The sequence below is a fragment of the Colwellia sp. BRX9-1 genome, from assembly GCF_014077195.1.
Lineage (GTDB): Bacteria > Pseudomonadota > Gammaproteobacteria > Enterobacterales > Alteromonadaceae > Colwellia_A.
This window is the reverse complement of record NZ_JACGVM010000007.1, coordinates 1-21,586: the sequence shown is the minus strand read 5'-3', so window position 1 is coordinate 21,586 and position 21,586 is coordinate 1. Positions and strand designations below refer to the sequence as shown.

15 protein-coding genes and 1 riboswitch are annotated in these 21,586 nt (G+C 38.2%); of the genes, 6 read left to right on the top strand and 9 right to left on the bottom strand.

From position 1 onward, the window contains the following. Window positions 1–169: 169 nt before the first annotated feature. A complete protein-coding gene (locus tag H4J76_RS08600) occupies window positions 170–1,609 on the bottom strand; it encodes a hypothetical protein (RefSeq protein WP_220465288.1) in 1,440 nt (479 codons plus the stop codon). Between the two features lie 466 nt (window positions 1,610–2,075). Here H4J76_RS08600 and pepN point away from each other — a divergent pair, with 466 nt between their 5' ends. Then, window positions 2,076–4,778 carry an aminopeptidase N gene (gene pepN, locus H4J76_RS08595; RefSeq protein ID WP_182230439.1) on the top strand — a complete coding sequence of 901 codons (2,703 nt, stop codon included), beginning with the start codon at window positions 2,076–2,078 and terminating at the stop codon, window positions 4,776–4,778. Window positions 4,779–4,854: 76 nt separating this feature from the next. Here the strand turns inward: pepN and kdsB are convergent, their stop codons facing one another. The 5 genes from kdsB to H4J76_RS08570 form a co-directional block, all read right to left on the bottom strand. Continuing rightward, window positions 4,855–5,634 (bottom strand): 3-deoxy-manno-octulosonate cytidylyltransferase, encoded by a 780-nt coding sequence (gene kdsB / locus H4J76_RS08590; protein ID WP_182230438.1) that lies wholly within the window; start codon window positions 5,632–5,634, stop codon window positions 4,855–4,857. Between the two features lie 22 nt (window positions 5,635–5,656). Then, a complete protein-coding gene (locus tag H4J76_RS08585) occupies window positions 5,657–5,836 on the bottom strand; it encodes a Trm112 family protein (RefSeq protein WP_070376055.1) in 180 nt (59 codons plus the stop codon). A 33-nt stretch (window positions 5,837–5,869) separates the two neighbouring features. Next, the gene (gene lpxK, locus H4J76_RS08580; RefSeq protein ID WP_182230437.1) at window positions 5,870–6,958 is read right to left on the bottom strand and encodes a tetraacyldisaccharide 4'-kinase; all 1,089 of its coding nucleotides are present in this window, start codon (window positions 6,956–6,958) and stop codon (window positions 5,870–5,872) included. A 21-nt stretch (window positions 6,959–6,979) separates the two neighbouring features. Beyond that, the gene (msbA, locus tag H4J76_RS08575) at window positions 6,980–8,740 is read right to left on the bottom strand and encodes a lipid A export permease/ATP-binding protein MsbA (RefSeq protein ID WP_182230436.1); all 1,761 of its coding nucleotides are present in this window, start codon (window positions 8,738–8,740) and stop codon (window positions 6,980–6,982) included. A gap of 92 nt (window positions 8,741–8,832) precedes the next feature. Next, window positions 8,833–11,298: a DNA internalization-related competence protein ComEC/Rec2 gene (locus tag H4J76_RS08570; protein WP_182230435.1), complete on the bottom strand. Its 2,466-nt coding sequence runs from the start codon at window positions 11,296–11,298 to the stop codon at window positions 8,833–8,835. Window positions 11,299–11,359: 61 nt separating this feature from the next. On the opposite strand from H4J76_RS08570, the gene H4J76_RS08565 reads away from it, so the two are divergent. Beyond that, entirely contained in the window at window positions 11,360–11,872 is a 513-nt protein-coding gene (locus H4J76_RS08565; RefSeq protein ID WP_182222052.1) for a DUF2062 domain-containing protein, read from the top strand. A gap of 64 nt (window positions 11,873–11,936) precedes the next feature. Here H4J76_RS08565 and lolE read toward each other — a convergent pair whose 3' ends face one another. Genes lolE through H4J76_RS08550 form a run of 3 tightly spaced genes read right to left on the bottom strand, consistent with a single transcriptional unit; the run spans window position 11,937 to window position 15,150 of the window. Further along, window positions 11,937–13,226, bottom strand: coding sequence for a lipoprotein-releasing ABC transporter permease subunit LolE (gene lolE / locus H4J76_RS08560; protein ID WP_182230434.1), 1,290 nt, complete (start codon window positions 13,224–13,226; stop codon window positions 11,937–11,939). A gap of 9 nt (window positions 13,227–13,235) precedes the next feature. Continuing rightward, window positions 13,236–13,919, bottom strand: a complete 684-nt coding sequence (gene lolD, locus H4J76_RS08555; RefSeq protein WP_182230433.1) for a lipoprotein-releasing ABC transporter ATP-binding protein LolD — start codon at window positions 13,917–13,919, stop codon at window positions 13,236–13,238. After that, the gene (locus tag H4J76_RS08550; protein WP_182230432.1) at window positions 13,912–15,150 is read right to left on the bottom strand and encodes a lipoprotein-releasing ABC transporter permease subunit; all 1,239 of its coding nucleotides are present in this window, start codon (window positions 15,148–15,150) and stop codon (window positions 13,912–13,914) included. Before H4J76_RS08550 ends, lolD begins: the two co-directional genes overlap by 8 nt. Window positions 15,151–15,482: 332 nt before the next feature. Between H4J76_RS08550 and H4J76_RS08545 the strand changes: the two genes are divergently transcribed. The 4 genes from H4J76_RS08545 to H4J76_RS08530 all read left to right on the top strand — a co-directional run bounded on the left by H4J76_RS08545 (window position 15,483) and on the right by H4J76_RS08530 (window position 21,405). Next, window positions 15,483–17,555 carry a M13 family metallopeptidase gene (locus H4J76_RS08545; RefSeq protein WP_182230431.1) on the top strand — a complete coding sequence of 691 codons (2,073 nt, stop codon included), beginning with the start codon at window positions 15,483–15,485 and terminating at the stop codon, window positions 17,553–17,555. 151 nt (window positions 17,556–17,706) lie between these two features. After that, a riboswitch (cobalamin riboswitch) is annotated at window positions 17,707–17,851 on the top strand. 122 nt (window positions 17,852–17,973) lie between these two features. Continuing rightward, window positions 17,974–18,579, top strand: coding sequence for a cob(I)yrinic acid a,c-diamide adenosyltransferase (gene cobO / locus H4J76_RS08540; protein WP_182215101.1), 606 nt, complete (start codon window positions 17,974–17,976; stop codon window positions 18,577–18,579). Window positions 18,580–19,543: 964 nt separating this feature from the next. Next, window positions 19,544–19,999 (top strand): c-type cytochrome, encoded by a 456-nt coding sequence (locus H4J76_RS08535; RefSeq protein ID WP_182230430.1) that lies wholly within the window; start codon window positions 19,544–19,546, stop codon window positions 19,997–19,999. A 17-nt stretch (window positions 20,000–20,016) separates the two neighbouring features. Then, window positions 20,017–21,405: an MBL fold metallo-hydrolase RNA specificity domain-containing protein gene (locus H4J76_RS08530; protein ID WP_182230429.1), complete on the top strand. Its 1,389-nt coding sequence runs from the start codon at window positions 20,017–20,019 to the stop codon at window positions 21,403–21,405. Window positions 21,406–21,586 lie beyond the last annotated feature (181 nt).

The window sequence follows — 21,586 nt, the reverse complement described above, 5'->3', positions numbered from 1 at the left end:
TCCTAAGTTTAGCGATCCATTACAGTAATTATAAAGTAATCACCACTAAGACTTAAAGCACTAATATCATCGAGTCTTGTATTCATTATAAAAAATGATATTTTAGCTTTATATAAAGAAAAAAGATCAGCAAATGCTGATCTTTTGATATTGAAATTAAGTGTTAAGTTTATTTTTGCTGATAGAAAGCCGACATAGCTTTATATAATGAATATAAGTCAACTTTTGAACCTACCGCATAAGGAGAGTGAATTGACAAAATGGGTACACCAAAATCAATTACTTCCATATTGTCATTAGACAAATCGCTACCAATAGTTCCGCCAGAAGCTTTACCTTTATAAGTCGATGTTTGCCATTTGATTTTATTATTATCTAAGTAATTACGCGTCCATGCCATGTACTCTGAGTTAGCATTAAAACCACCACCGTAAAGTTTCAAGTTAATACCGTTACCTAAACGTGGCGCATTGCCTAATTCCCAAACACCAGCCCAGTTAGGATTAACACCCGGGTTAACATCCGCTGAAATAACTTTGGTATTACGCAAAACTTTACGTAACTGGTAATCGTTATAATCGTCACCCATTTGGTTGTATAACAAGCCACTTAACATATCAACAAGATAAGTTGAGCTTGCCCCGGTATTATTAATATTGCCCACTTCTTCGTTATCCACTAAAAAGGCAACCGAGGTATACTCTGGAATTTTCTGTTCAAAGATGGCAGTAACAGCGGCAATAGAGCTTGCCTTATCATCTTGGCCATAAGCAGCGATCATGCTGCGATCAAAGCCAACATCGCGAGGCTTAGTTGCTGGTACTAAGGCTAATTCAGCAGACACTAAATCTTCGATTGAAATGTCATACTCTGTTTTTAAGAAATCGGTAATTAATTCTTTTATTGATTTATCTAAGTCAGGCTTAGCTGCGATAATAACATCAAGTTCTTCTTTCTTGATCACATCACGACTTTTACGATCCCTGTTTGGATGATCAACATGCGGGGCTAAATCAGGTACCATAAAAATAGGATCGTTTTCATCAAAGCCAACAGAGATATTAACAACTGTCCCGTCTTTTTTGTCAACGCGGCCAACCAGCGCTAAAGGGATATTGACCCATTGATAGGTTTTAATACCACCATGAACATAAGTCTGCAGCATAGCAAACTTCTCTTTTTCATAAAGCGGTCGTCCTTTAAGTTCTAGGCGAGGTGAATCAATATGAGCGCCAACAATACGAGTACCTTGCTCAAGGCCTTTTTTACCAATAACAATTAATGAAATAGTACGGTCACGATTGACGTCATAAAAACGAGCACCTGGCTTTAAGTTACTTTTTTCAGACAAACGCTTAAAACCTTGTTTCTCAGCACGTTTTATAGTTTCTGTAACAAAGGTCAATTCTGTTGGTGTTTGATAAATAAAAGTTTTGTAATCGGTCGCATATTTTTCAACGGCAACTAACTCACTTTCAGATAAATTTAGCCAGGTTGATGATGAAACTTTCTTTGCTTGATCTTTTTCAGCGGTATCTGCATAACTATGACCAGAAAGGGCCATAGTACTTATTATTGCGATGCTTGTTAGGGTTCTTTTTATGTTCATTATTATTTCTTTTGATTAATGGCTCCTGATTATAATAAAGAGAAGTAACGTCCCCTTACAAGGTTTATTCGTTTGAACAGATAGAAAATAAGATGAACGTCGGCATTTTAATCTCCTTATTACAATAAATGCTCATCGCGTTGATCAATATTACTCAGCACAATTAACTTTTGACATAAAGCAGCAAACAGAAACAATAAAAAGTGAACAACAAACAACACTTATTTGACATGAATAAATACTAAGAAAATACTAATACCACTCTGTTTTAATTAAAAAAGTAGATAAAAATAAGTTGATAAAAAGCAAGCTTTGTTAAAAATCAGTTGAAATTCGATCAACTCCATTATTTACGCGATGACTGAAGTAAATTTCCCCCGCTTATATGATATAAATACTGAGGTATTTACAATGAAAAGTGTTTCCACTAGGAAATCTTAAAAATAATAAAGTAGGATCTGGGTAAATGACATTAAATAAATCTCAAATAGCTAAGGCGCTGTCCATTGCTATTATTGGCTCAAGTGTTGCACTGATGGGCTGTGAAAAAGCAGACACAGCAAGCGACTCAGCAGTCGCTGAAACCGTACAACAACAAACAAGTTTATTACGCACTCAAAGTGAATCACTTGAAGCAGTTTATGCTGAGATGCGTGCTAAACAAGTCAGCAACGTTAGCTATAAGTTAAGTGTGACGATTGATAATAAAAGCGAAAGTTTTTCTGGCTCTACCGAATTACTCTTTGACTTAGTAGAGAACAATCAAAATGATTTAACCATAGATTTTGATGAAGGTACTATAAAGTCATTAAAAGTTAATGGCAAAGTAGTTAAGTTTAGCTATGAAAAATGGTTTATCACTATTCCTGCTAGCGAGTTAACTGCGGGTAAGCAAAGTATTACTATAGATTATCAGCGTCCTTACTCTACTGACGGCTCTGGTTTCCATCGTTTTGTTGACCCTAAAAATGGTGAAGTTTACTTATACACCGATTTTGAACCTTATGACGCGAACCGATTATTTCCTCACTTTGATCAACCTGATTTAAAAGCCAGCTACGAAATACAAGTGACCGCTCCCGCTCATTGGCAAATAATTAGCGCCACTCGCGAAACAACTATTAGCGAAAACGGTGATAACAAAGTATGGTCATTTCCTGCTTCAGCAAGATTCTCTTCTTATGTTTTCTCTCTTCATGCAGGTAATTACGCTGTATGGGAAGATGATTTTGAAGGGATGAAATTGCGTTTATTTGCTCGTCAAAGTTTAGCCGAATACGTTAAAACTGACGAATGGTTTATTCCAACCAAACAAAGTTTTGCCTTCTTCAATAAGTACTTCGATGTGCAATACCCTTTTGGCAAATATGACCAAATTGTCGCACCTGACTTTAATGCCGGTGCTATGGAAAACGTTGCTGCGGTTACATTCAATGAAGGCTATATTGCACGTGGAGAGAAATCAACCAGTGCTCGTATGAGTCTTGCTAATGTTATTGCTCATGAAATGGCACACATGTGGTTTGGTGATTTAGTCACCATGCGCTGGTGGAACGGCTTATGGTTAAATGAAAGTTTTGCTACTTATATGGCCAACTTAGCTATTGCAGAAGCCAGCGACTTTGAGAACAACTGGGATGTATTCTACTCTGGTACTAAACAATGGGCTTACCGCACTGATGACTCAGTGAACACTCATGCGATAGAACTACCGGTTGCTTCTACGGGTGTTGCTTTATCAAATTTTGACGGTATTACCTACGGTAAAGGCGCATCAGTATTAAAGCAGTTGCCTTATTATTTAGGTGAAGAGAATTTCCGTATTGGTGTCAGCAATTACTTGAAAAAGTTTTCTTACCAAAATACTGATTTAGAAGATTTTATCGGTGAATTAGGCAAAGCTGCAGGTAAAGATATGACCCAGTGGACACAAGACTGGTTATATAATGCAGGCTTAAACACCATCAAAGTTAATTACCAATGTAGTGACGGTAAGATTAGCGCGTTTGCAATAAACCAAACAGCACCAGAAGGTTACCCAACATTACGTGAACAACGTGTTCAAATAGGTTTATACAATGTTAGTGCTGATGGTAATGCGATGAACTTAACCTCTGCAACACCTATTATGTATAAAGGTGCGACCACTGAGATTAAGGCCGTGATAGGTCAAGCATGTCCTGATTTGGTTTATCCAAACGAAGCCGATTGGGGTTACGTAAAAGTAGATCTTGATGAAAAGTCATTGGCATCGGCACAACAACACATTAATGCGATTGATAACCCCACTATGCGCTTAATGCTATGGCAGAGTTTGTCTGACAGCGTCAACGATGCAAATTTAGCCGCTGACCAGTTGGTAACGTTTGCCATGGCTAATATTGAAGGTGAAAGCGATTATAACGTATCACGTAAAATTGCGAGTACGTTAACCTCGGCTTTAGGCTTCCTAACTGTTGCAACACGTTTAGAGCAAAAAGATTATACAGCGCTTTATATGGACGTTGAAAACTTATACTTACGTTTATTAGAAAATGCCGAAGCGGGTTCAGACTTCCAAAAACTTTGGTATGGCCGTTATGTTGGTGTAACGAAAACAACTAAGCATTTAAATCGCTTACAAAACATTTTGAACGGTGAAAAAAGTTTTGATGGTATTACCATAGATCAAGACAAGCGCTGGACATTAATTGCTAAAATGAACCGTTACCAACATGGTAATTACCAAGCATTATTGAGCACTGAAGCCAAAAAAGACATTACCGATTCAGGTGTTAAAAGTGCTATTTATGCAGAAGTTATTCGACCTGAGGCTGAAGTTAAAGAAAAATGGTTTAACATCGTTATTAATAACCCTGACAAACTAAAACTTTCTACCCTTCGTTATATTATGTGGGGTTTATTCCCTGGTGAGCAACAAGCTTTAGAAGCGCCTTATAAAGCTAAAATTCTCGCACACATTCCTAAATTAAATGAAGGAAGTGATTTAGGTTTATTAGAGTCTTTTGCCGGTAGCATGTTGCCGACACAATGTAATGCAGTCAGTGAAGCAGAATTAGCGCAACTGATTAAAGACTACAGTGGTATGAAGCCACAAGTGTTAAAGACAGTCAAAGCTAGCCATCAACAAATTGGTCGCTGTGTTAAAGCGCTTGAACTATTAAAATAATATTTCGTTAGCGTAATAAAAAGGCCTTATGTGAAAACATAAGGCCTTTTTTTATTTTATTTAATTTTATAAAAAATTAAAGCGTTAAAGCATAAGCTCTAGCTTTTTCTAGGTCTTCTGGCGTATCAACCCCTTCAACCACTAAACGAGTTTCTGCTACCGCAACATGAATTTTTTCACCTTGCCATAATACGCGCAGTTGTTCTAAAGACTCAATTTGCTCTAATTGACTGGCCGGCCATTGCACGTAATCTTTAATGAACCCAGCACGATAGGCGTAGATACCAATATGGCGTAAATAAAAATCGCCAATAGCAGCGATACTTTCCTCATTAAGAAAGCGATCTCGGTCATAAGGGATCGTCGAACGGCTAAAGTACATCGCATAACCGTGTTTATCTGTTAACACTTTAACCGCGTTAGGATTAAAAGCCTCTTCAACGTCATGGATATGCACAGCAAGTGTCGCCATTCTAGCTTGTTGCTGGTTTGTTCTTTGCTGGTCCGCTAGATTTCTGGCAACTTGAGCAATATTTTCAGCGGGAATAAAAGGCTCATCCCCCTGAACATTAACGATAACCTGATCATCGTCAAAGTTATAAATGTTCATCACTTCGGCTAAACGTTCGGTACCCGATTGATGATCGGCACGAGTTTTACAAACCTCGCCGCCAAATGCTAATACCGCTTCTTCAACCTGCTTATTATCAGTGGCCACAATCACTTGGCTAGCACCGCTTTGCTGGGCTTTTTCAACAACCCATTGGATCATCGGCTTACCATTAATATCGGCTAACACTTTTCCCGGTAAACGAGACGACTCAAACCGAGCAGGTATTACAACAATAAAAGACATTTAATTCTCCAAATATATTTAATTAGTCATTTTCAGTAATACGGCGCGCTTCACTTTCTAACAAGACCGGAATACCTTTTTCAATAGCGTAAGCAAGGCGGTCGAATCTACAGATCAATTCTTGTTGTTCTTTATTGTAATCAAGTTTGCCCTTGCATGCTGGACAAGCTAATATTTCCATTAGTTTTACATCAAATGCCATGTTTATTCTCTTATTTATCAGTTTATTTATTAGTTAACTTAGCGTGAATCTAGCCTTAATACGGCTCAGTTTATCTGCTTTTACTTTGTCAAATAGCGCATCTAAAAATGGCGTTATTTGTTTATTTTCAATATGGGCATCAACCGGTAAATACCACCAGTTATTTTTAGCAAAAGACGTACATTTTACCGCGTCTTTTTCTGTCATCAAAAGTGGAATATCGTCAGAAAAACTGACAAATTGTGCTTCATTATAATGCTGATGATCTTTGAAACCTACCGATGCTTCAAGACTAAAACCACTATCAACTAAGGTTTTAAAAAAACGGCTAGGGTCACCAATACCGGCGATAGCATTGATACACTTAGTGTTACTTTCGTTATCATTAAACTGTTGATAAAAATCAGTTAATGATAGTTCCTGCTTGGTTTTAACATTGACCACCATTTTTGCCATTAAAGTCATTGTTATTTGTGGTATACCGACTGGATAGACTTTATTATCGGTTGGCGTTGCGCCATTAAAGATAAGCGCGTCGACTGTTTTTAAACGCCATAAACCTTCACGTAATGGCCCTGCGGGTAATAACAAGCCATTTCCAAACACGCGTTTACCGTCAATAACAATAAGCTCAAAATCTCGTTCTAAGCGATAGTGTTGTAAACCATCATCAGCAATAATAACGTCGCAGCCTTGCTGCATTAACAACCTGGCACTCGCCACTCGATCGCCGCCAACCACAACAGGAATACCATGGCGTTGATAAATTAATAAAGGCTCATCGCCTGTTTCAGCTGCGCTACTGCTTGCATTGAGTAAATAGGGATAGTGCGGTGCTTGTCCGCCATAACCTCGACTAATAACGCCAACTTTCATGTTTTGTGCTAAGCATTGCTTAATTAAGTACAAAACCACCGGTGTTTTTCCGTTACCACCAATACCAATATTACCCACCACCACAACAGGGATGTCGATACCAAAAGATTTAAAAAAATACAGTTGATAGCATTTTCGTCGTAACGCGGATAGCAACCAAAAAATAACGGTTAACGGTAACAAGAACGGCACGAGCAGCCATTTTGCTGGGTGTTGAAAAAACCAAACCTTTTCAATTAAGCGCATAGCAAAATCTCAACCGTCATTTTATTCGCTAAATTGAAAGTTGTGTAATTTTGCATAAGCACCTTCTTTTGCTAATAACGTTTGATGATCGCCCTGTTCAAGAATTTTCCCTTGTTCCATAACAATAATTTTATCGGCATTTTCAATGGTAGACAAGCGATGAGCAATAACAATACAGGTACGATCTTTTTGTAAAACTTGCAAAGCATCTTGAATATGACGTTCTGACTCGGTATCTAATGCACTGGTTGCTTCATCAAGAATTAAAAAAGGTGCATCACACAATAATGCTCGAGCGATAGCAACACGTTGGCGTTGTCCACCAGAAAGTAAAGCACCATTATCACCAATATTAGTATCTATCCCGTCAACCATGTTTTCTGCAAACTCAAGCACATGAGCACTTTTAGCCGCAGCTAAAACTTCGTCACGACTGGCGTTGGGTTTACCATAGGCAATATTATTAGCGATAGAGTCATTAAATAACACCACTTGCTGAGAAACATAAGCAAACTGAGCACGTAAGTCTTTCAACTTGTATGAGGTAATGTCTTTTCCATCAATTAATACTTTACCCGCTGTTGCATCATAGAAGCGCAGTAAAATTGCACTGGCGGTTGATTTACCACTCCCCGAGCGACCAACCAAAGCTACTGTTTCTCCAGCATTCGCGGTAAAGCTTAGTTGAGTAAGCGCTAATTTTTCGTCGTTAGTATAAGAAAAATCAACTTGTTCAAAAGCAAGTGTTCCTTTGGCTTTCTCAAGTGATTGTTGGCCCGTGTCTTTTTCATTTTCTTGGTCAAGCACTGCAAAAATACTGACACAAGCCGCCATACCATTTTGAAAGTCACTGTTAACCGTAGTTAATAACTTTAAAGGTCTCAGTAGCATAGTCATACAAGTAATCACCGTTATGAAAATCCCTGGCGTTAAGCTTGCTTTCATACTTTCTAAATTGGCAACGTAAAGTACAAACGCTAACGCAAAAGAAGCGATAATTTGTATCAAGGGTACGCTGAAAGATTTTGTGGCCACCATTTTCATGCGCTGTTGGCGATTATGTTTATTTATCTGACCAAAACGTTCGAATTCACGTTCTTGTCCGCCAAAGGTTAAGACAACCTTATGAGCGTTAAAGGTCTGCTCGGCAGCAGAAGTGACTTCTCCCATCGCATTTTGAATTTTTTTACTAACTTGGCGAAAACGTTTCGAAACCACAGTAACAATAATAGCGATGATAGGAGTTATAAGGAGGAATATTGCTGATAACTGCCAACTGTTGTAAAACATAACCGCGAGAAAGCCAATCACCATAGCACCTTGTTGTACTAAGGTAAGCAACGCTTTACTGGTTGCATTAAGAACTTGCTCGGTATCAAAGGTCAGTTTAGAGATTAACGTTCCAGTAGACTCTTTATCATGAAAAGTCACCGGTAGCGCCATAATGTGTTCGAATAAATTTTGTCTTAAATCGGTAACTACATTATTACCCACCCAAGCTAAACAGTAATTACCAAAAAAATGGCAGATACCTCGGATAATAAAACAAACAATAACAAAAAGTGGGGCCCACTTCATAAAGTTAGGATTAGCATCAGTTAAACCATCATCGATTAATGGCTGTAACTGCGAGAAAAATAAAGTGTCGATACCGGCATAGCCAAGCATCCCTAATATAGCGATGACAAACCCTGCTTTGTAAGGTTTGGCATAACTCATTAAGCGTTTAAAATTTTGCCACGTTGTGGCTTGTGCGGCTACTTTGCTTTTACTTGCTAACATTCAGTCTCTCTGTGACTTCGCGATTAATTATTCATATCCAAGCCATTTTAGCGTTATTTCTTAGTTGCAACCAACTAATAATATTTACAACGTTAATTAGCAAACCAATATGGATTGATATGCAGACGATAAGATTGAATTTCAAGGGCTTGTTCGGTAATGTTTATGCGGATCATTCCATGCTCAGCAGTTGCATACGGCGTTACATTAAGCTGATGATAACGTTTAAGTACCGCTTTATTAGGCATCTTCCATCGATTCATAAAACCCGCACTAAAGATAACGGCCTCGGGTGAAACCGCTTTAATAAAACGCGTACTTGATGAGGTTTTAGAGCCATGGTGCGGCGCAACAATAACATCAGCTTTTAACTGATTAGCGATTTCAGTATTAGCGATTTCAGTATTAGCGACCAGTATTTTTTCAACTTTATGAGGAATATCACCCGTTAATAGCACCTTATATTTACCATCAGAAATATGGATCACGCACGAATTATCATTTTCTTTATCTTCAAGAACCACCGGCCACAACACAGAAAAAGTGAGACCTTGCCAAGAAAAATCATCGCCTTGTTTACAACTGTACATGTTAACAAAACTATACCTGCCAACATCTTCTACCGGTTGATTATATTTGATGTGCTTAACGATAATTTTATTTAGCGCCATTTTTTTATCGATAAAAGCCAAGCCACCAGCATGGTCGTTATCTGCATGACTTAACAGTAAATAGTCAAGAGTGGTCAAACCTTGATACTGTAAATAAGGAAAAACCACACTTTCTGCCAAGTTAAATCCACTGGGGTAACTTGCCCCAGTATCGTATAAAATAGCCTGCCCATGCCTTTCAATAACAACCGCTAACCCTTGCCCAACATCAAGGACATTTACTTGCCAATCATCATTTTTTTGTTGGTCATTAAAAAACATATAACTCAATAAAAAAGTCAGTAATAGCGCAACAGCCAGTACTTTTTTGGGTAAGGCTAAAAAATAACTGATGAAGCATAAACCGCTGATTATCAAAATAATCATTAATGTCTGATGGCTAACGTCGATAAACAGCCATTGTTGGCTCGATAAGTAACTTAGCCACTGCCAAATAAACGTTAATGATATTAACGATAACTCAAGAAAAAACATAGCCAGCGTTTCACTCAAAGGCATAGCAACCACAGCCAATAAACATAACGGAATAGCGGTAAAGCTCATCCAAGGCACGGCAATAATATTAGCAAGTAATGCAGAAAGAGGCAGTTGATGATTCAATAAAGCCGCCACGGGCAACATAAATAATGTTAAGCCTAGCTGGATAATAATTAGAGAGTGGAGCCAGGCTTTTATTTTGTCAACTTGACCATCACCCGATGTTAACAGTAACTTTCGACATCGCCAGATAACCAATAATATCAGTGATACCGCATAAACGCTTAGCCAAAAACTGACACTAAATAGACTAAAGGGTGATATTAATATAATGCAAACGATACTCAGTAATAACCAACGTATTATTGTTAATTTAACCCCCACGAGCTTAGCGCAAATAAATATTTGCATCATGATCAAGGCACGTAATGTGGGTAAAGAAAAGCCGGCCAGATAAGCATAAAATAGTGCGACTAAGCTACTAAAAGCGAAAGCCACGATACGGCTGTTCTTTTTTACCAACCATAACTTGCCTTTTTGAGTTAACAGTAAGTAAAACGGACTATAGCGAAAAAACATCAACATGAATCCAAAAGCACCACTGGCAATTAAGCCTAAGTGTAAGCCAGAAATAGCCATTAAATGCTGTGTTCCTGTTGCTTGTAAAACTTGCCATTGCTCAGCCGTAATTTTGCCACGCTCGCCAAAGGTAAGAGCAAAAATAAAATGGTGCAGCTCGTTTGTTAAAGTCAATGAGTCTATTAATGCATTGAGTTGCAGGTACAATTGTTGACGATAACTAGGCTGCGCTGCTATTAATTTATTTTTTGCTGAATGTTTTACATAGCCAGTAGCATGGAGTTCCTTTTGTCTTAACCATGTTTGATAGCTAAAACCGCCAATATTTGCAAAACCATGGGCAGGTTTTACTCGCACCGTAAGTTGCCATTTCTGGCCTTGGTTAATCTTAGTAACTTTTTTTAAGTGATCCGGTTTAACAGACTTATGATCCCAACGCAGACGAATATTTATCTTTGATTGAAGTTTTTGTTGATTGACTTCTTCAACAACAAAATTAAAACGTGATACTTGTTTAACCCTTTCATCCTTGTTTGTTTTACGCGTTAATGACTTTGGAATATTAGCAACCACACCTCTTACCGTTAAGGTTGTACCGAAAAAATCATCTGTAATTAGGCTATTAACTTGCCATATATTTTGATAAACGAAGCCAGCATAGAGTAACCAAGCACAGCCAAAAAAGAGCCCACTATAACTCCGTAACCTTTTGATGAGACAAAAAATGACAGCAAAACAAAAACAAATATAAACTTGCGAAATGTCTGGTACTATCGGTAAGAATAGTGACAAAATAGCACCGATAAAAAATGTAAATAGCCACCGTTCCATAGTGATTAATTTCCGTATCTGTCTAATCGATAAATAAAGCCTAGATAATATAAGTAAGTATATGCCTAAAAAACTCTTCAAGCGTTATATGCCGGATCACAACACCATAAAAAATAATAAACATTTAAAAATTTTTGGTGCGTCATTGCATAACCCCAACTTATGGCATTTAAACCGTAATTCTGTCGCAAAAGCTTTTGCCGTAGGTTTATTTTTTGCCTTTATCCCGGTACCTTTTCAAATGGTTTTAGCTGCTGGTGTTGCTATTATAGTACATTCGAATTTGCCACTTTCTGTTGCACTCGTTTGGATAACTAATCCGCTCACAATACCCGCAATTTTTTATGGCTGTTATATGGTTGGCATCTGGCTACTAGGCCGATCTGAAAAAGAATTTGTATTTGAAGCGAATTGGCAATGGCTGGTTGATAGTTTATCAACTATTGGACCAGCATTTTTACTTGGCTGTGGCGTGCTAGCGGTACTTTTCTCGCTAATAGGTTATTTTGCCATACATGGTCTATGGCGATATTCTGTTATCAAACAATGGAATAAACGTAAAAGTAGAAAGTAAAAATCTGCTCTAGTCTCGCGTTGGTGATAAAAATTATCGGTTAATAATATAAAAGTGAAACCCGCTACATTTGTCCTAACACCTGCGCTGGCTCAACTTTAGTTGCTTGCCATGCGGGGTAAATAGTCGCCAGTAGACTCATCAGTAAAGCAGTACAAACAGTAATTACAACGTCAGCTTGGCTTAAGTGAGTGGGAAGAAAGTCGATAAAATAGATATCACCTGATAACACTTTTACGTTAAGAAGTGTTTCTACTGCAGTAACAATATCAGTTAAATTTAATGAGATAACAATACCTAACACTGTCCCCACTAGACAACCCACGACTCCATTAACCAGTCCTTGAAACATAAAGGTCATCATTATAACGCTCGCCGGTGCTCCCATAGTTTTTAAAATAGCGATATCACCTTTTTTCTCATTGACTGCCATAATAAGCGTTGAAACAATATTAAAACTTGCTACCGCTATGACTAATATTAAGACAATAAACATCACTAATCGTACAAGTTGTATATCATTAAAAATATGGCCGTGACTTCGTGTCCAATCATAAATGGCAACATAAGTATCATCAAAGCTATAAGCAACATCACGTGTTACCTGGGGCGCTTGAAAAACATCAGCTACTTTTATGCGAATTCCCTGAACTTGCCCCTTCGCGAGATTAACCATTTTTTCGGCATGCTCAAGTGAAAGATATACAGAGTTTTCGTCAATCGTACCGCCAAATTTAAAAATGCCAACAACTTTTACTTGGTGCTTAACCGGCACCGGAAATTTAGCACTCGCTTGCTGGTTACTTTTTTGGGCAATAACACTCGATAGTAACAATTGTAGTGAGTCGCCTAATTCAAGTTGTAATTTTTTTGCAACTCCCGAACCGATAACAACACCAACCGTAGGGTTTTCGGTATTTTCATTATCAACGATCGCTTGCCAGCTGCCAGCAATCATATAATCGGCAATGGTAGAAACTTGCTGTTCTAACTTTACATCGACACCACGCACAGCAACGGCTTTGAGTTCACTGCCATGTTGCATCATACCGGTAAGTTTTATCACAGGTGCAGCGGCTATCACTTGTGGATGTTGTTGTGCTTTCGCCACGTGTTTTTGCCAGTTATCTATCGGCGTATTAATAGCAATTAGCTCACCGTGAGGAATAACCGACAGCAAATGTTGCGCTAATGCTCGTTCGAAACCGTTCATTGCTGAGAGCACTATAATCAATACCATTACACCAAGCGCAATACCGATAGTGGAAGATGCTGAAATAAACGAAGAGAAGCCATTACCGTTTCGGCTACGCACATAACGTAAACCTAAAAATAAACTTAATGATTTGGTCATTTAAAAGCCTTAACTTTCAAGGGGCGCTAACCGGCCGTGCGATAAACGTAGTTGACGATCCATTCTGGCAGCAAGTATTAAGTCATGGGTAACAATAACAAAACTGGTGTTTACCGTTTTATTAAGGTCACGTAATAACTGATATATTTGCTCTGCGGTATCAAAGTCTAAATTACCTGTTGGTTCATCAGCTAATATTAATGAAGGTTTAGTCACTAATGCCCGAGCAATAGCGACACGTTGACGCTCACCACCAGAAAGCGCGGAGGGCCGGTGCTCAAAGCGGTGACTTAACCCAACCTGTGTGAGCATTTCTTGTGCGGCAGCTAGGGCCGATTTAGGTGAATTCCCGCGAATCAGTAAAGGCATTGCCACGTTTTCTTGTGCTGAAAACTCCATCATTAAATGATGGAATTGATAAATAAAACCAATATGTTTATTGCGAAATTTAGCACGTTGCTTGTCAGATAACTGGTGGATATCAACACCGCTAATAAAGACCTGCCCTGAAGACGGAGAATCTAGTGCTCCAGCTATATGTAAAAAAGTACTTTTACCACAACCAGAGCTGCCCACTATAGCAACAAGTTCACCCGCATCTACTGACAAATCAAGCCCGTCTAAGACTTTGGTTTCAATGCTACCTTGATAATATGACTTTGATAATTGCTGACAAAGTAAACCTTTACTCATTTCGTAAAACCTCGGCAGGCTCTGTTAAAGAAGCCTGATAAGCGGGATATAATGTAGCAATAAAACTCATCGCTAACGCTGATAAAACAATACTAAACACATTGTTCACTGATAGTTCGACGGGCAAAGACTGCCCTGCTCCCAATAAATTAACACCGAGAAGGGTAAATATAGTGTTTAAATTTAAGGTTAGTATGGCGCCAACCACAGTACCGATAGTGACGCCCCAAAAACCATTAACTAAACCTTGAGTAATAAATATTTTTACCACGCCAAGACGATCTAGCCCAAGTGTTTGTAAAATACTAATTTCACCCTTTTTTTCGATAACAACCATCACTAAAGCAGAAACAATATTAAACGCGGCAACGGCAATAATTAAGCTCAACATCAACCACATCATATTTTTCTCCATGCGCACAGCAGAAAATAAAGCGCCTTGAGTATCGCGCCATGTAGTAAAATCATACTGTGGATATTGTTGTTTTAAACGTTTGACCACATGCTCAGCAGCAAAAGCATCATCAAGATACAAACGAAGTTTTTCAACGCCATCACCTCTTTGTCGATGAAGTTTTGCGCCATCTTTACTGTGAATATAAACCAGTCCTTCATCAACTTGTGAGCCAACACTAAAAATACCAGCGATGGTAAAAGTGCGTTGCACCGGAATTCTCCCCATTGGGGTAAAGACGGTTTTATTAGGCAGTGTTAGACGTATTTTATCACCCAAATCGACATCAAGTTGCCTTGCTAACGACTGTCCGATAACAATGGCAAAGCTCTGTGTCGATAGATTATCTAAATGTCCTGATACCATAGAGTTGTTAACAATATTGTGCTGCTCGAATTCAGGCATGATTCCTTGAATGAGTACACCGCGTAATGCGCCAGAATTAGCTTGTATGAGTGCTTCACTTTCCAACAAAGGAGTAACTTTTTTAACTTTAGGCGTAAGTAATAATTGTTCACGTAGGATTTGCCATGTAGGTAAAGCATTGTTTTTGTTTTGCTGAGGTTGATTGGCGACGACAATATGGGGAACTAGACCCAATATTCTCCGTTTTTGTTCACCTTCTAAACCGTCCATAACGGAAACAACGGTGATCAATGATGCGACACCCAGGACGATACCGACAATGGAGAAAAAAGTGATAAAGGATACAAATCCAGAACTTTTACGGCTACGACTATAGCGTAGCCCAATGAAAAAACTGACGGGTTGAAACATTAATTAAACTTCATCTTATGTTATTCAGTAAGAGAACTATTACTCTAGTTAAGTAGCCACAGCATAGCACAGTCAATGTTTTATTTGGCAGCAATAAAGCCAACAATTAATATTGATAAAAATCAAAGTTAAAAATATTACGATTATTTTCAGTTAGTTAAATAAAAAAATAAAAAAATCATCAGGCTTAATGTACAAAATAAAATACGGCACTGCTGATACATTATGTAAAAATTCATGTCCAAATCTAGTAAAAAGCCCTGTAACCCTTTAGTATCAATGCGTTTACCATTTTATAACCATATTCTTTACTTAATAATAATGAGATTACCATGAAAAAAATAATAACAGGTGCAGTCTGTTCTTCGTTATTGTTGCTTGCCGCTTGCAACGACAATCCAGAAAGCACTGAGACAACTAAGCAAGAAATGCCTATCATGCAAAAAACTGCATTAGCTTCAGGTATCGACAAAGCAACAATGGACTTATCCGTTCGTCCACAAGACAACTTTTATCGTTATGTAAACGGTGCTTGGTTGAACGCTAATGAAATCCCTGGAGATAAAACGTCAATTGGTGCCTTTTATGACTTACGTGACGAAGCTGATGACAATGTAAAAGTAATCATTGAAGAATTAGCAGCAACAGAAAATTTAAAAATGGGCAGCGACGAGCAAAAAGTAGCTGACTTATTCCGTTCATATATGAACATGGATGCACGTAATACTGCAGGTATGGCTCCTATCCAACCATTATTTGATAGCATCAATGGTTTAAAAGACAAGAATGAACTTGCGACATTTTTTGGTGAAAATCAAAAAAATGGTGTAGGTAGCCCATTAGCGTTTTATATCAGCGTTGACGGTAAAGACTCAACTCGCTATGCCACTCATATTTGGCAAACAGGTTTAGGCTTACCCGACAGAGATTACTACTTTGATGAAACCGAACGTTTTGCCGCATTACGTAAAGGTTATGTTGCTCATATTGAAAATATGTTCAACTTAGCTGGTTTGAAGAACGGTAAAGCTGCTGCGCAAACGGTCATGGCAATTGAAACTAAATTAGCAGGTTTTCATTGGACAAAAGTTGAAACTCGTGACAGCAGTAAAACTTACAATAAATTCGATGTCGCTGACTTAAACACAGTTACTGATGCATTTAACTGGAATGCTTACCTTGCTGCTCAAGGCGTATCAGCCCAAAAAGACATCATTATTAACCAACCTTCATTTGTTAAAGGTTTTGGCGAAATATTTGCAGCAACCTCATTAGCTGATTGGCAAACTTACTTAACTTTCCATACCTTAAGTAACTTTGCTGGTTCTTTAACCGCTGACTTAGATAATGAAAACTTTGACTTTTATTCTCAGCAGTTAAGAGGACAAAAAGAACAACGTCCAATGTGGAAGCGTGGTGTTGGCGTAGTTAACAGCAATTTAGGTGAGGTTATTGGTAAAGTTTATGTGAGCCGTCACTTTAAGCCCGAAGCTAAAACCCGAATGACACAACTTGTTGAAAACTTACGCGGAGCATATGGTGCAAGTATTGATGAACTAGAGTGGATGTCTGATTCAACTAAAAAAGCTGCCCATGTAAAACTAGCAAGCTTTGATCCTAAAATTGGTTACCCAAATAAGTGGGAAGATTACTCCGCACTTGTTATTAAAGGTGATGACTTAGTGGGCAATAAAATGCGTTCTGGTAGTGTTTCTCATCAAAAAGAAGTCGCTAAGTTAGGTGGTCCAATTGATAAGCAAGAATGGGGCATGACGCCGCAAACTGTTAATGCTTATTACAATCCAACTAAGAATGAAATTGTTTTCCCTGCAGCCATATTACAACCACCATTTTTCAACTTAGCTGCTGACGATGCGGTTAACTATGGCGGTATTGGCGCGGTTATCGGTCATGAAATGGGTCACGGATTTGACGACCAAGGGAGTAAGTATGATGGCGACGGTAACATGCGTAACTGGTGGACTGAAGCAGATTTAGCGGCCTTTAAAGTTCGCACCGATGACTTGGTAAAACAATACGATGGCTATTCAGTATTTGAAGACTTAAATGTAAACGGTTCTTTAACACTGGGCGAGAATATTGGTGATTTATCAGGGGTAACTATCGCGTATAAAGCTTATATTGCTTCATTAAATGGTAAAGAAGCACCGGTAATTGACGGACTAACTGGCGATCAACGTTTCTTCATGGGCTTTGCTCAAGTATGGCGTGGAAAAAAGGTTGAGAAATCATTACGTAATCAAGTAGCAACTGACCCTCATTCACCTGGTGAGTTCCGTGCATTAGGCTCTTTATCTAACATGCCTGAATTCTACAAAGCGTTTAACGTTAAAGAAGGTGATGCTATGTATATCGCCCCTGAGAAACGTGTAAAAATTTGGTAAGCCAATGGCTTAGTTAAATAACGTTATTATTAGAAAACACTAAAATGCCAACAACTATTGTTGGCATTTTTATTACTGAAAATTCCTTGCCTTAGATTCTATTTATCAAAAACATAAAATCAATGGTGTTTAATGCCGCTAGATATTGTAAATAATTAAAAATCTCGTAAACTAATGCAACGTAAACGTGTTTAGGGAATAAGGTGAGAAACCTTGACTGTTCCCGCAACTGTAAATTGTAGTGACTTAAGAGTTGCCAATGAGTCAGCATACCTATCCACAATAAAATCACCACCATTAACATCAATAAAATCGTGCGGGAATACACGGTAAATTGCTATTTTTTAAGGGACCCCCTTAACGTTAGCCTTGCCTTTTCTCCTCTTTAAAATGACTATAATTATCAATAGGAATACTCATGGTTGACGAAACACAAAAAAGTGAAAAACACCAAGCACGCATGCAAAAAGTAAAAGATAAAGTTGATGCAAGAGTTGATGCTGCCACTGATGAACGCGGTATATTAATTGTAATTACAGGTAACGGTAAGGGTAAGTCAACATCAGGATTTGGCACGCTAACTCGCGCAGTAGGACACGGTCTAAACGCAGCAGCCATTCAATTTATAAAGGGCACTTGGGCTTGTGGCGAAAGAAATGTCCTAGAAAAGCTCGGCGTACCTTTTCACGTGATGGCAACAGGGTTTACTTGGAATACACAAGATAAATCAACCGATATTGCCGCTGCTCAACTTGTTTGGAAAGAAGCAAAGAAACTATTAGCTGACGAAACCATTGATGTTGTGCTACTTGATGAACTGACTTACATGCTGTCGTTTAAATACCTTGATCTTGATGAAGTATTAGACGCCATCGCTAATCGCCCGCCTATGCAACATGTAATAGCCACAGGCCGTGGCGCACATCGTTCACTCTTAGAATTAGCTGATACGGTTAGTGAAGTGCAATCGATTAAACATGCTTTTGATAATAATATAAAAGCACAAAAAGGTATTGATTGGTAATAACTCAGCCGTGTTGATACCAACTACGTCATGCTGATACCAACTACGTCATGCTGAATTTATTTCAGTATCAGCATGGCGAAATGACAACCTAAAATCGAGCTTTCATGTGTTACACGCATAATGTTTGAGATTGATCTCTTCAGATCACTTTTACTACAAAGACGACCTATCTTAATTTTAATAAGTAGTCCGCTTAGCCACCACAGCGGTCGTTCATCATCTAATAATTAAAGCTTACTTTGATAAGTATTGCAGAAGTTAGCTTTTGGTTTTTCTTTAGGTTGACTGTTCGCTCAGGCTGTGTAAAAACACTCAGCTTACAATTTTTATGCAACGCTATGTAAATTCAAAGGTAGTTTGACACCAAACTTACTACAGATTTAAATCTACAGAGCCTTTTGTCGTTGATATTTCCAAATTACGCAAGTTCAAAATAGTTTTCACACAGCCTGCGCTATCAGTTGACCTTAATATTTATGTATTAAAGGTTCGTTAAGCTTTTCTGCCCTTATTGGTTTGTTAGCTGGCATTCACCCGGCAAAAAGTGCCGCTAAATTAGCCCCCATAAAAGCGCTGCGCACTGAATGATTTATTCAGTGTTATCGGATAGACAAAGTTATTTACCTACTTTATTCATAAGCTGTTAGTTTTTCATTAACGTCTACATCATTGATCTATATCAACGTCCTTCCAAGAAAAAATAGAATCCTCAAGTAAGAACAACTAGACTAAAAATCAACCTAATAGTGGAAAGCGCTATGTGTAATTTTTTTGGAATCATCTGCTTTTTAACTTGTACTGCTATCCCAGCAGAGTCTTTGATATCACCAGAAAAATGCTTATCTATACAATTTGTAGATATCAATAAGCAAGAAAAAATTCTAATACTATTGAGACTTTACTCATGGTTTTGATCAGCGCTTTAATTAATTCAACTTAAAAAAGTAATTAAGGAATAACAATGAAATACATTCTATTCACTTTACTTATCGTTTTGTCATTAACGCTATTCAGTTGTGATAAAGGGGTTGATTCCCCACGAGGATTTAGCCTGCCTAAAGGTAATATTGAAACAGGTAAAACAGTTTTCTTAAAGTACCAATGTTTAGCGTGCCACACACTAAAAGGTGTTGAGGACTCCAGTATTGTAAAACAACAAGATATCTCTGTTTCCCTTGGAGGTGAGAAAACTAAAATCATAACTTACGCTGAATTAGTTACTTCAATAATTAATCCATCTCATAAATTCTCCAACCCGCATTCGCCTAAGGTAAGAACACCTGAAGGAAAATCAAAGATGAAGGTCTTTAACGATGTTATGACCGTGACCGAGCTTATTGATTTGGTGTCCTTTTTACAGCCAAATTACACATTAAAACCTTATCAACAAACCAGATATCAGTATTATCCACACTAATCCTTATGGGAGCTAAAATGAATATTAAATTTTTCGGTGCCACTCGTGAAGTCACGGGTTCTTGCTATTTGGTGCAAGTAAACAACAAAAATATACTTATTGAATGTGGGATGTTTCAGGGCTCTCATGAGCATGAAAAACACAATCACGACCCCTTCCCTTTTGATGTTAGTGAGCTAGATGCGGTGATTGTCAGTCACGCACACCTTGACCACACAGGTCGATTACCCATGCTCATAAAAGAAGGTTTTCATGGTTGTATCTATACTCATAATACCACGGTAGATTTATGTAAAATTATGCTCCTAGACTCAGGCTATATTCACGAAAAGGAAGCCCGCTGGGAAAATAAAAAACGTGAGCGTAAAGGTTTAGCATTAGTAGACCCCCTTTATACGAGAGCAGAAGCGGAGACAACCTGTCAGTATTTTAAAGGACTTACCTATGATGCCGAGTTAGAAGTATGCCAAGGCGTTAAACTAACCCTTAGAGATGCGGGTCATATTATTGGTTCGGCTATTGTTGAATTAGCACTCACTGAAAACGGCGTTAGTAAAAAGATTGTCTTTAGTGGCGATTTAGGCCATAAAAACGCCCCTATTTTACGTGATCCGTTCACGATTAAACATGCTGACTTGGTCATTATGGAAAGTACATATGGTGACAGATTACATCGTAGTTGGCAGGATACTTGGCAAGAAATGGGTAATATTATTGCTAATGCTAAAAGTAGTAAAGGAAACATATTAATTCCTGCTTTTACCGTTGGCAGAACACAAGAGTTACTTTATGAATTTAAGCAACATTTTGAGGAGTGGCAATTAGGCGATTGGCAAATTTTTCTCGATAGTCCTATGGGAATAAAAGCTACTAATGTTTATGCCAAGCACCGCGAAGTTTACGATAAGAAAGCAGTTGATGTCCAACTACAAGATGATGGGATATTTAATTTACCTAACTTGCACATGTCAGAAACAACTGAATATTCGATGAAAATAAATCAAATATCTTCAGGCGCCATTATTATAGCGGGTAGCGGCATGTGTACAGGGGGGCGAATTAAACACCATTTCAAACATAATATTTGGCGTGAGAATGCTCATGTGCTTATTGTTGGCTTTCAAGCTAGAGGAACATTAGGTCGATCGCTTGTTGATGGCTGTGAACACATAAAGTTGTGGGGAGAAAAGGTACAAGTTAAAGCAAATATTCACACCATTGGCGGATTCTCTGCACATGCTGACCAACAAGGCTTACTTGAGTGGTATCAAGGCTTCGAAAACAAACCACCTGTAGTTCTCGTACATGGGGAAGTAGAAGCCATGGATATACTTGCGCAAAAATTAAAACATCAATATCAAGTTAATGTTACGCAAGCAAGCTATAAGCAAAATATTATTATTTAAAATGAAGGAGAAATTTATGTATAAGCATATTTTATTTGCCGCAGAACTTAATGAGTCGAAGAGTTATATCGAAGATAAAGTCACGCAACTACAAGAACTCACTCAGGCAAAACTGAGTGTTATTCATGTAGTTGAGCCTATACCAAACGCTTACTATGCTGGTGTATACGGTACTATGCAG

What these genes read in the sequence shown, in the direction of transcription:
- H4J76_RS08600 (WP_220465288.1), bottom strand. Translation starts at nt 1,609, where the DNA reads ATGAACATAAAAAGAACCCTAACAAGCATCGCAATAATAAGTACTATG.
- pepN (WP_182230439.1), top strand. Translation starts at nt 2,076, where the DNA reads ATGACATTAAATAAATCTCAAATAGCTAAGGCGCTGTCCATTGCTATT.
- kdsB (WP_182230438.1), bottom strand. Translation starts at nt 5,634, where the DNA reads ATGTCTTTTATTGTTGTAATACCTGCTCGGTTTGAGTCGTCTCGTTTA.
- H4J76_RS08585 (WP_070376055.1), bottom strand. Translation starts at nt 5,836, where the DNA reads ATGGCATTTGATGTAAAACTAATGGAAATATTAGCTTGTCCAGCATGC.
- lpxK (WP_182230437.1), bottom strand. Translation starts at nt 6,958, where the DNA reads ATGCGCTTAATTGAAAAGGTTTGGTTTTTTCAACACCCAGCAAAATGG.
- msbA (WP_182230436.1), bottom strand. Translation starts at nt 8,740, where the DNA reads ATGTTAGCAAGTAAAAGCAAAGTAGCCGCACAAGCCACAACGTGGCAA.
- H4J76_RS08570 (WP_182230435.1), bottom strand. Translation starts at nt 11,298, where the DNA reads ATGGAACGGTGGCTATTTACATTTTTTATCGGTGCTATTTTGTCACTA.
- H4J76_RS08565 (WP_182222052.1), top strand. Translation starts at nt 11,360, where the DNA reads ATGCCTAAAAAACTCTTCAAGCGTTATATGCCGGATCACAACACCATA.
- lolE (WP_182230434.1), bottom strand. Translation starts at nt 13,226, where the DNA reads ATGACCAAATCATTAAGTTTATTTTTAGGTTTACGTTATGTGCGTAGC.
- lolD (WP_182230433.1), bottom strand. Translation starts at nt 13,919, where the DNA reads ATGAGTAAAGGTTTACTTTGTCAGCAATTATCAAAGTCATATTATCAA.
- H4J76_RS08550 (WP_182230432.1), bottom strand. Translation starts at nt 15,150, where the DNA reads ATGTTTCAACCCGTCAGTTTTTTCATTGGGCTACGCTATAGTCGTAGC.
- H4J76_RS08545 (WP_182230431.1), top strand. Translation starts at nt 15,483, where the DNA reads ATGAAAAAAATAATAACAGGTGCAGTCTGTTCTTCGTTATTGTTGCTT.
- cobO (WP_182215101.1), top strand. Translation starts at nt 17,974, where the DNA reads ATGGTTGACGAAACACAAAAAAGTGAAAAACACCAAGCACGCATGCAA.
- H4J76_RS08535 (WP_182230430.1), top strand. Translation starts at nt 19,544, where the DNA reads ATGAAATACATTCTATTCACTTTACTTATCGTTTTGTCATTAACGCTA.
- H4J76_RS08530 (WP_182230429.1), top strand. Translation starts at nt 20,017, where the DNA reads ATGAATATTAAATTTTTCGGTGCCACTCGTGAAGTCACGGGTTCTTGC.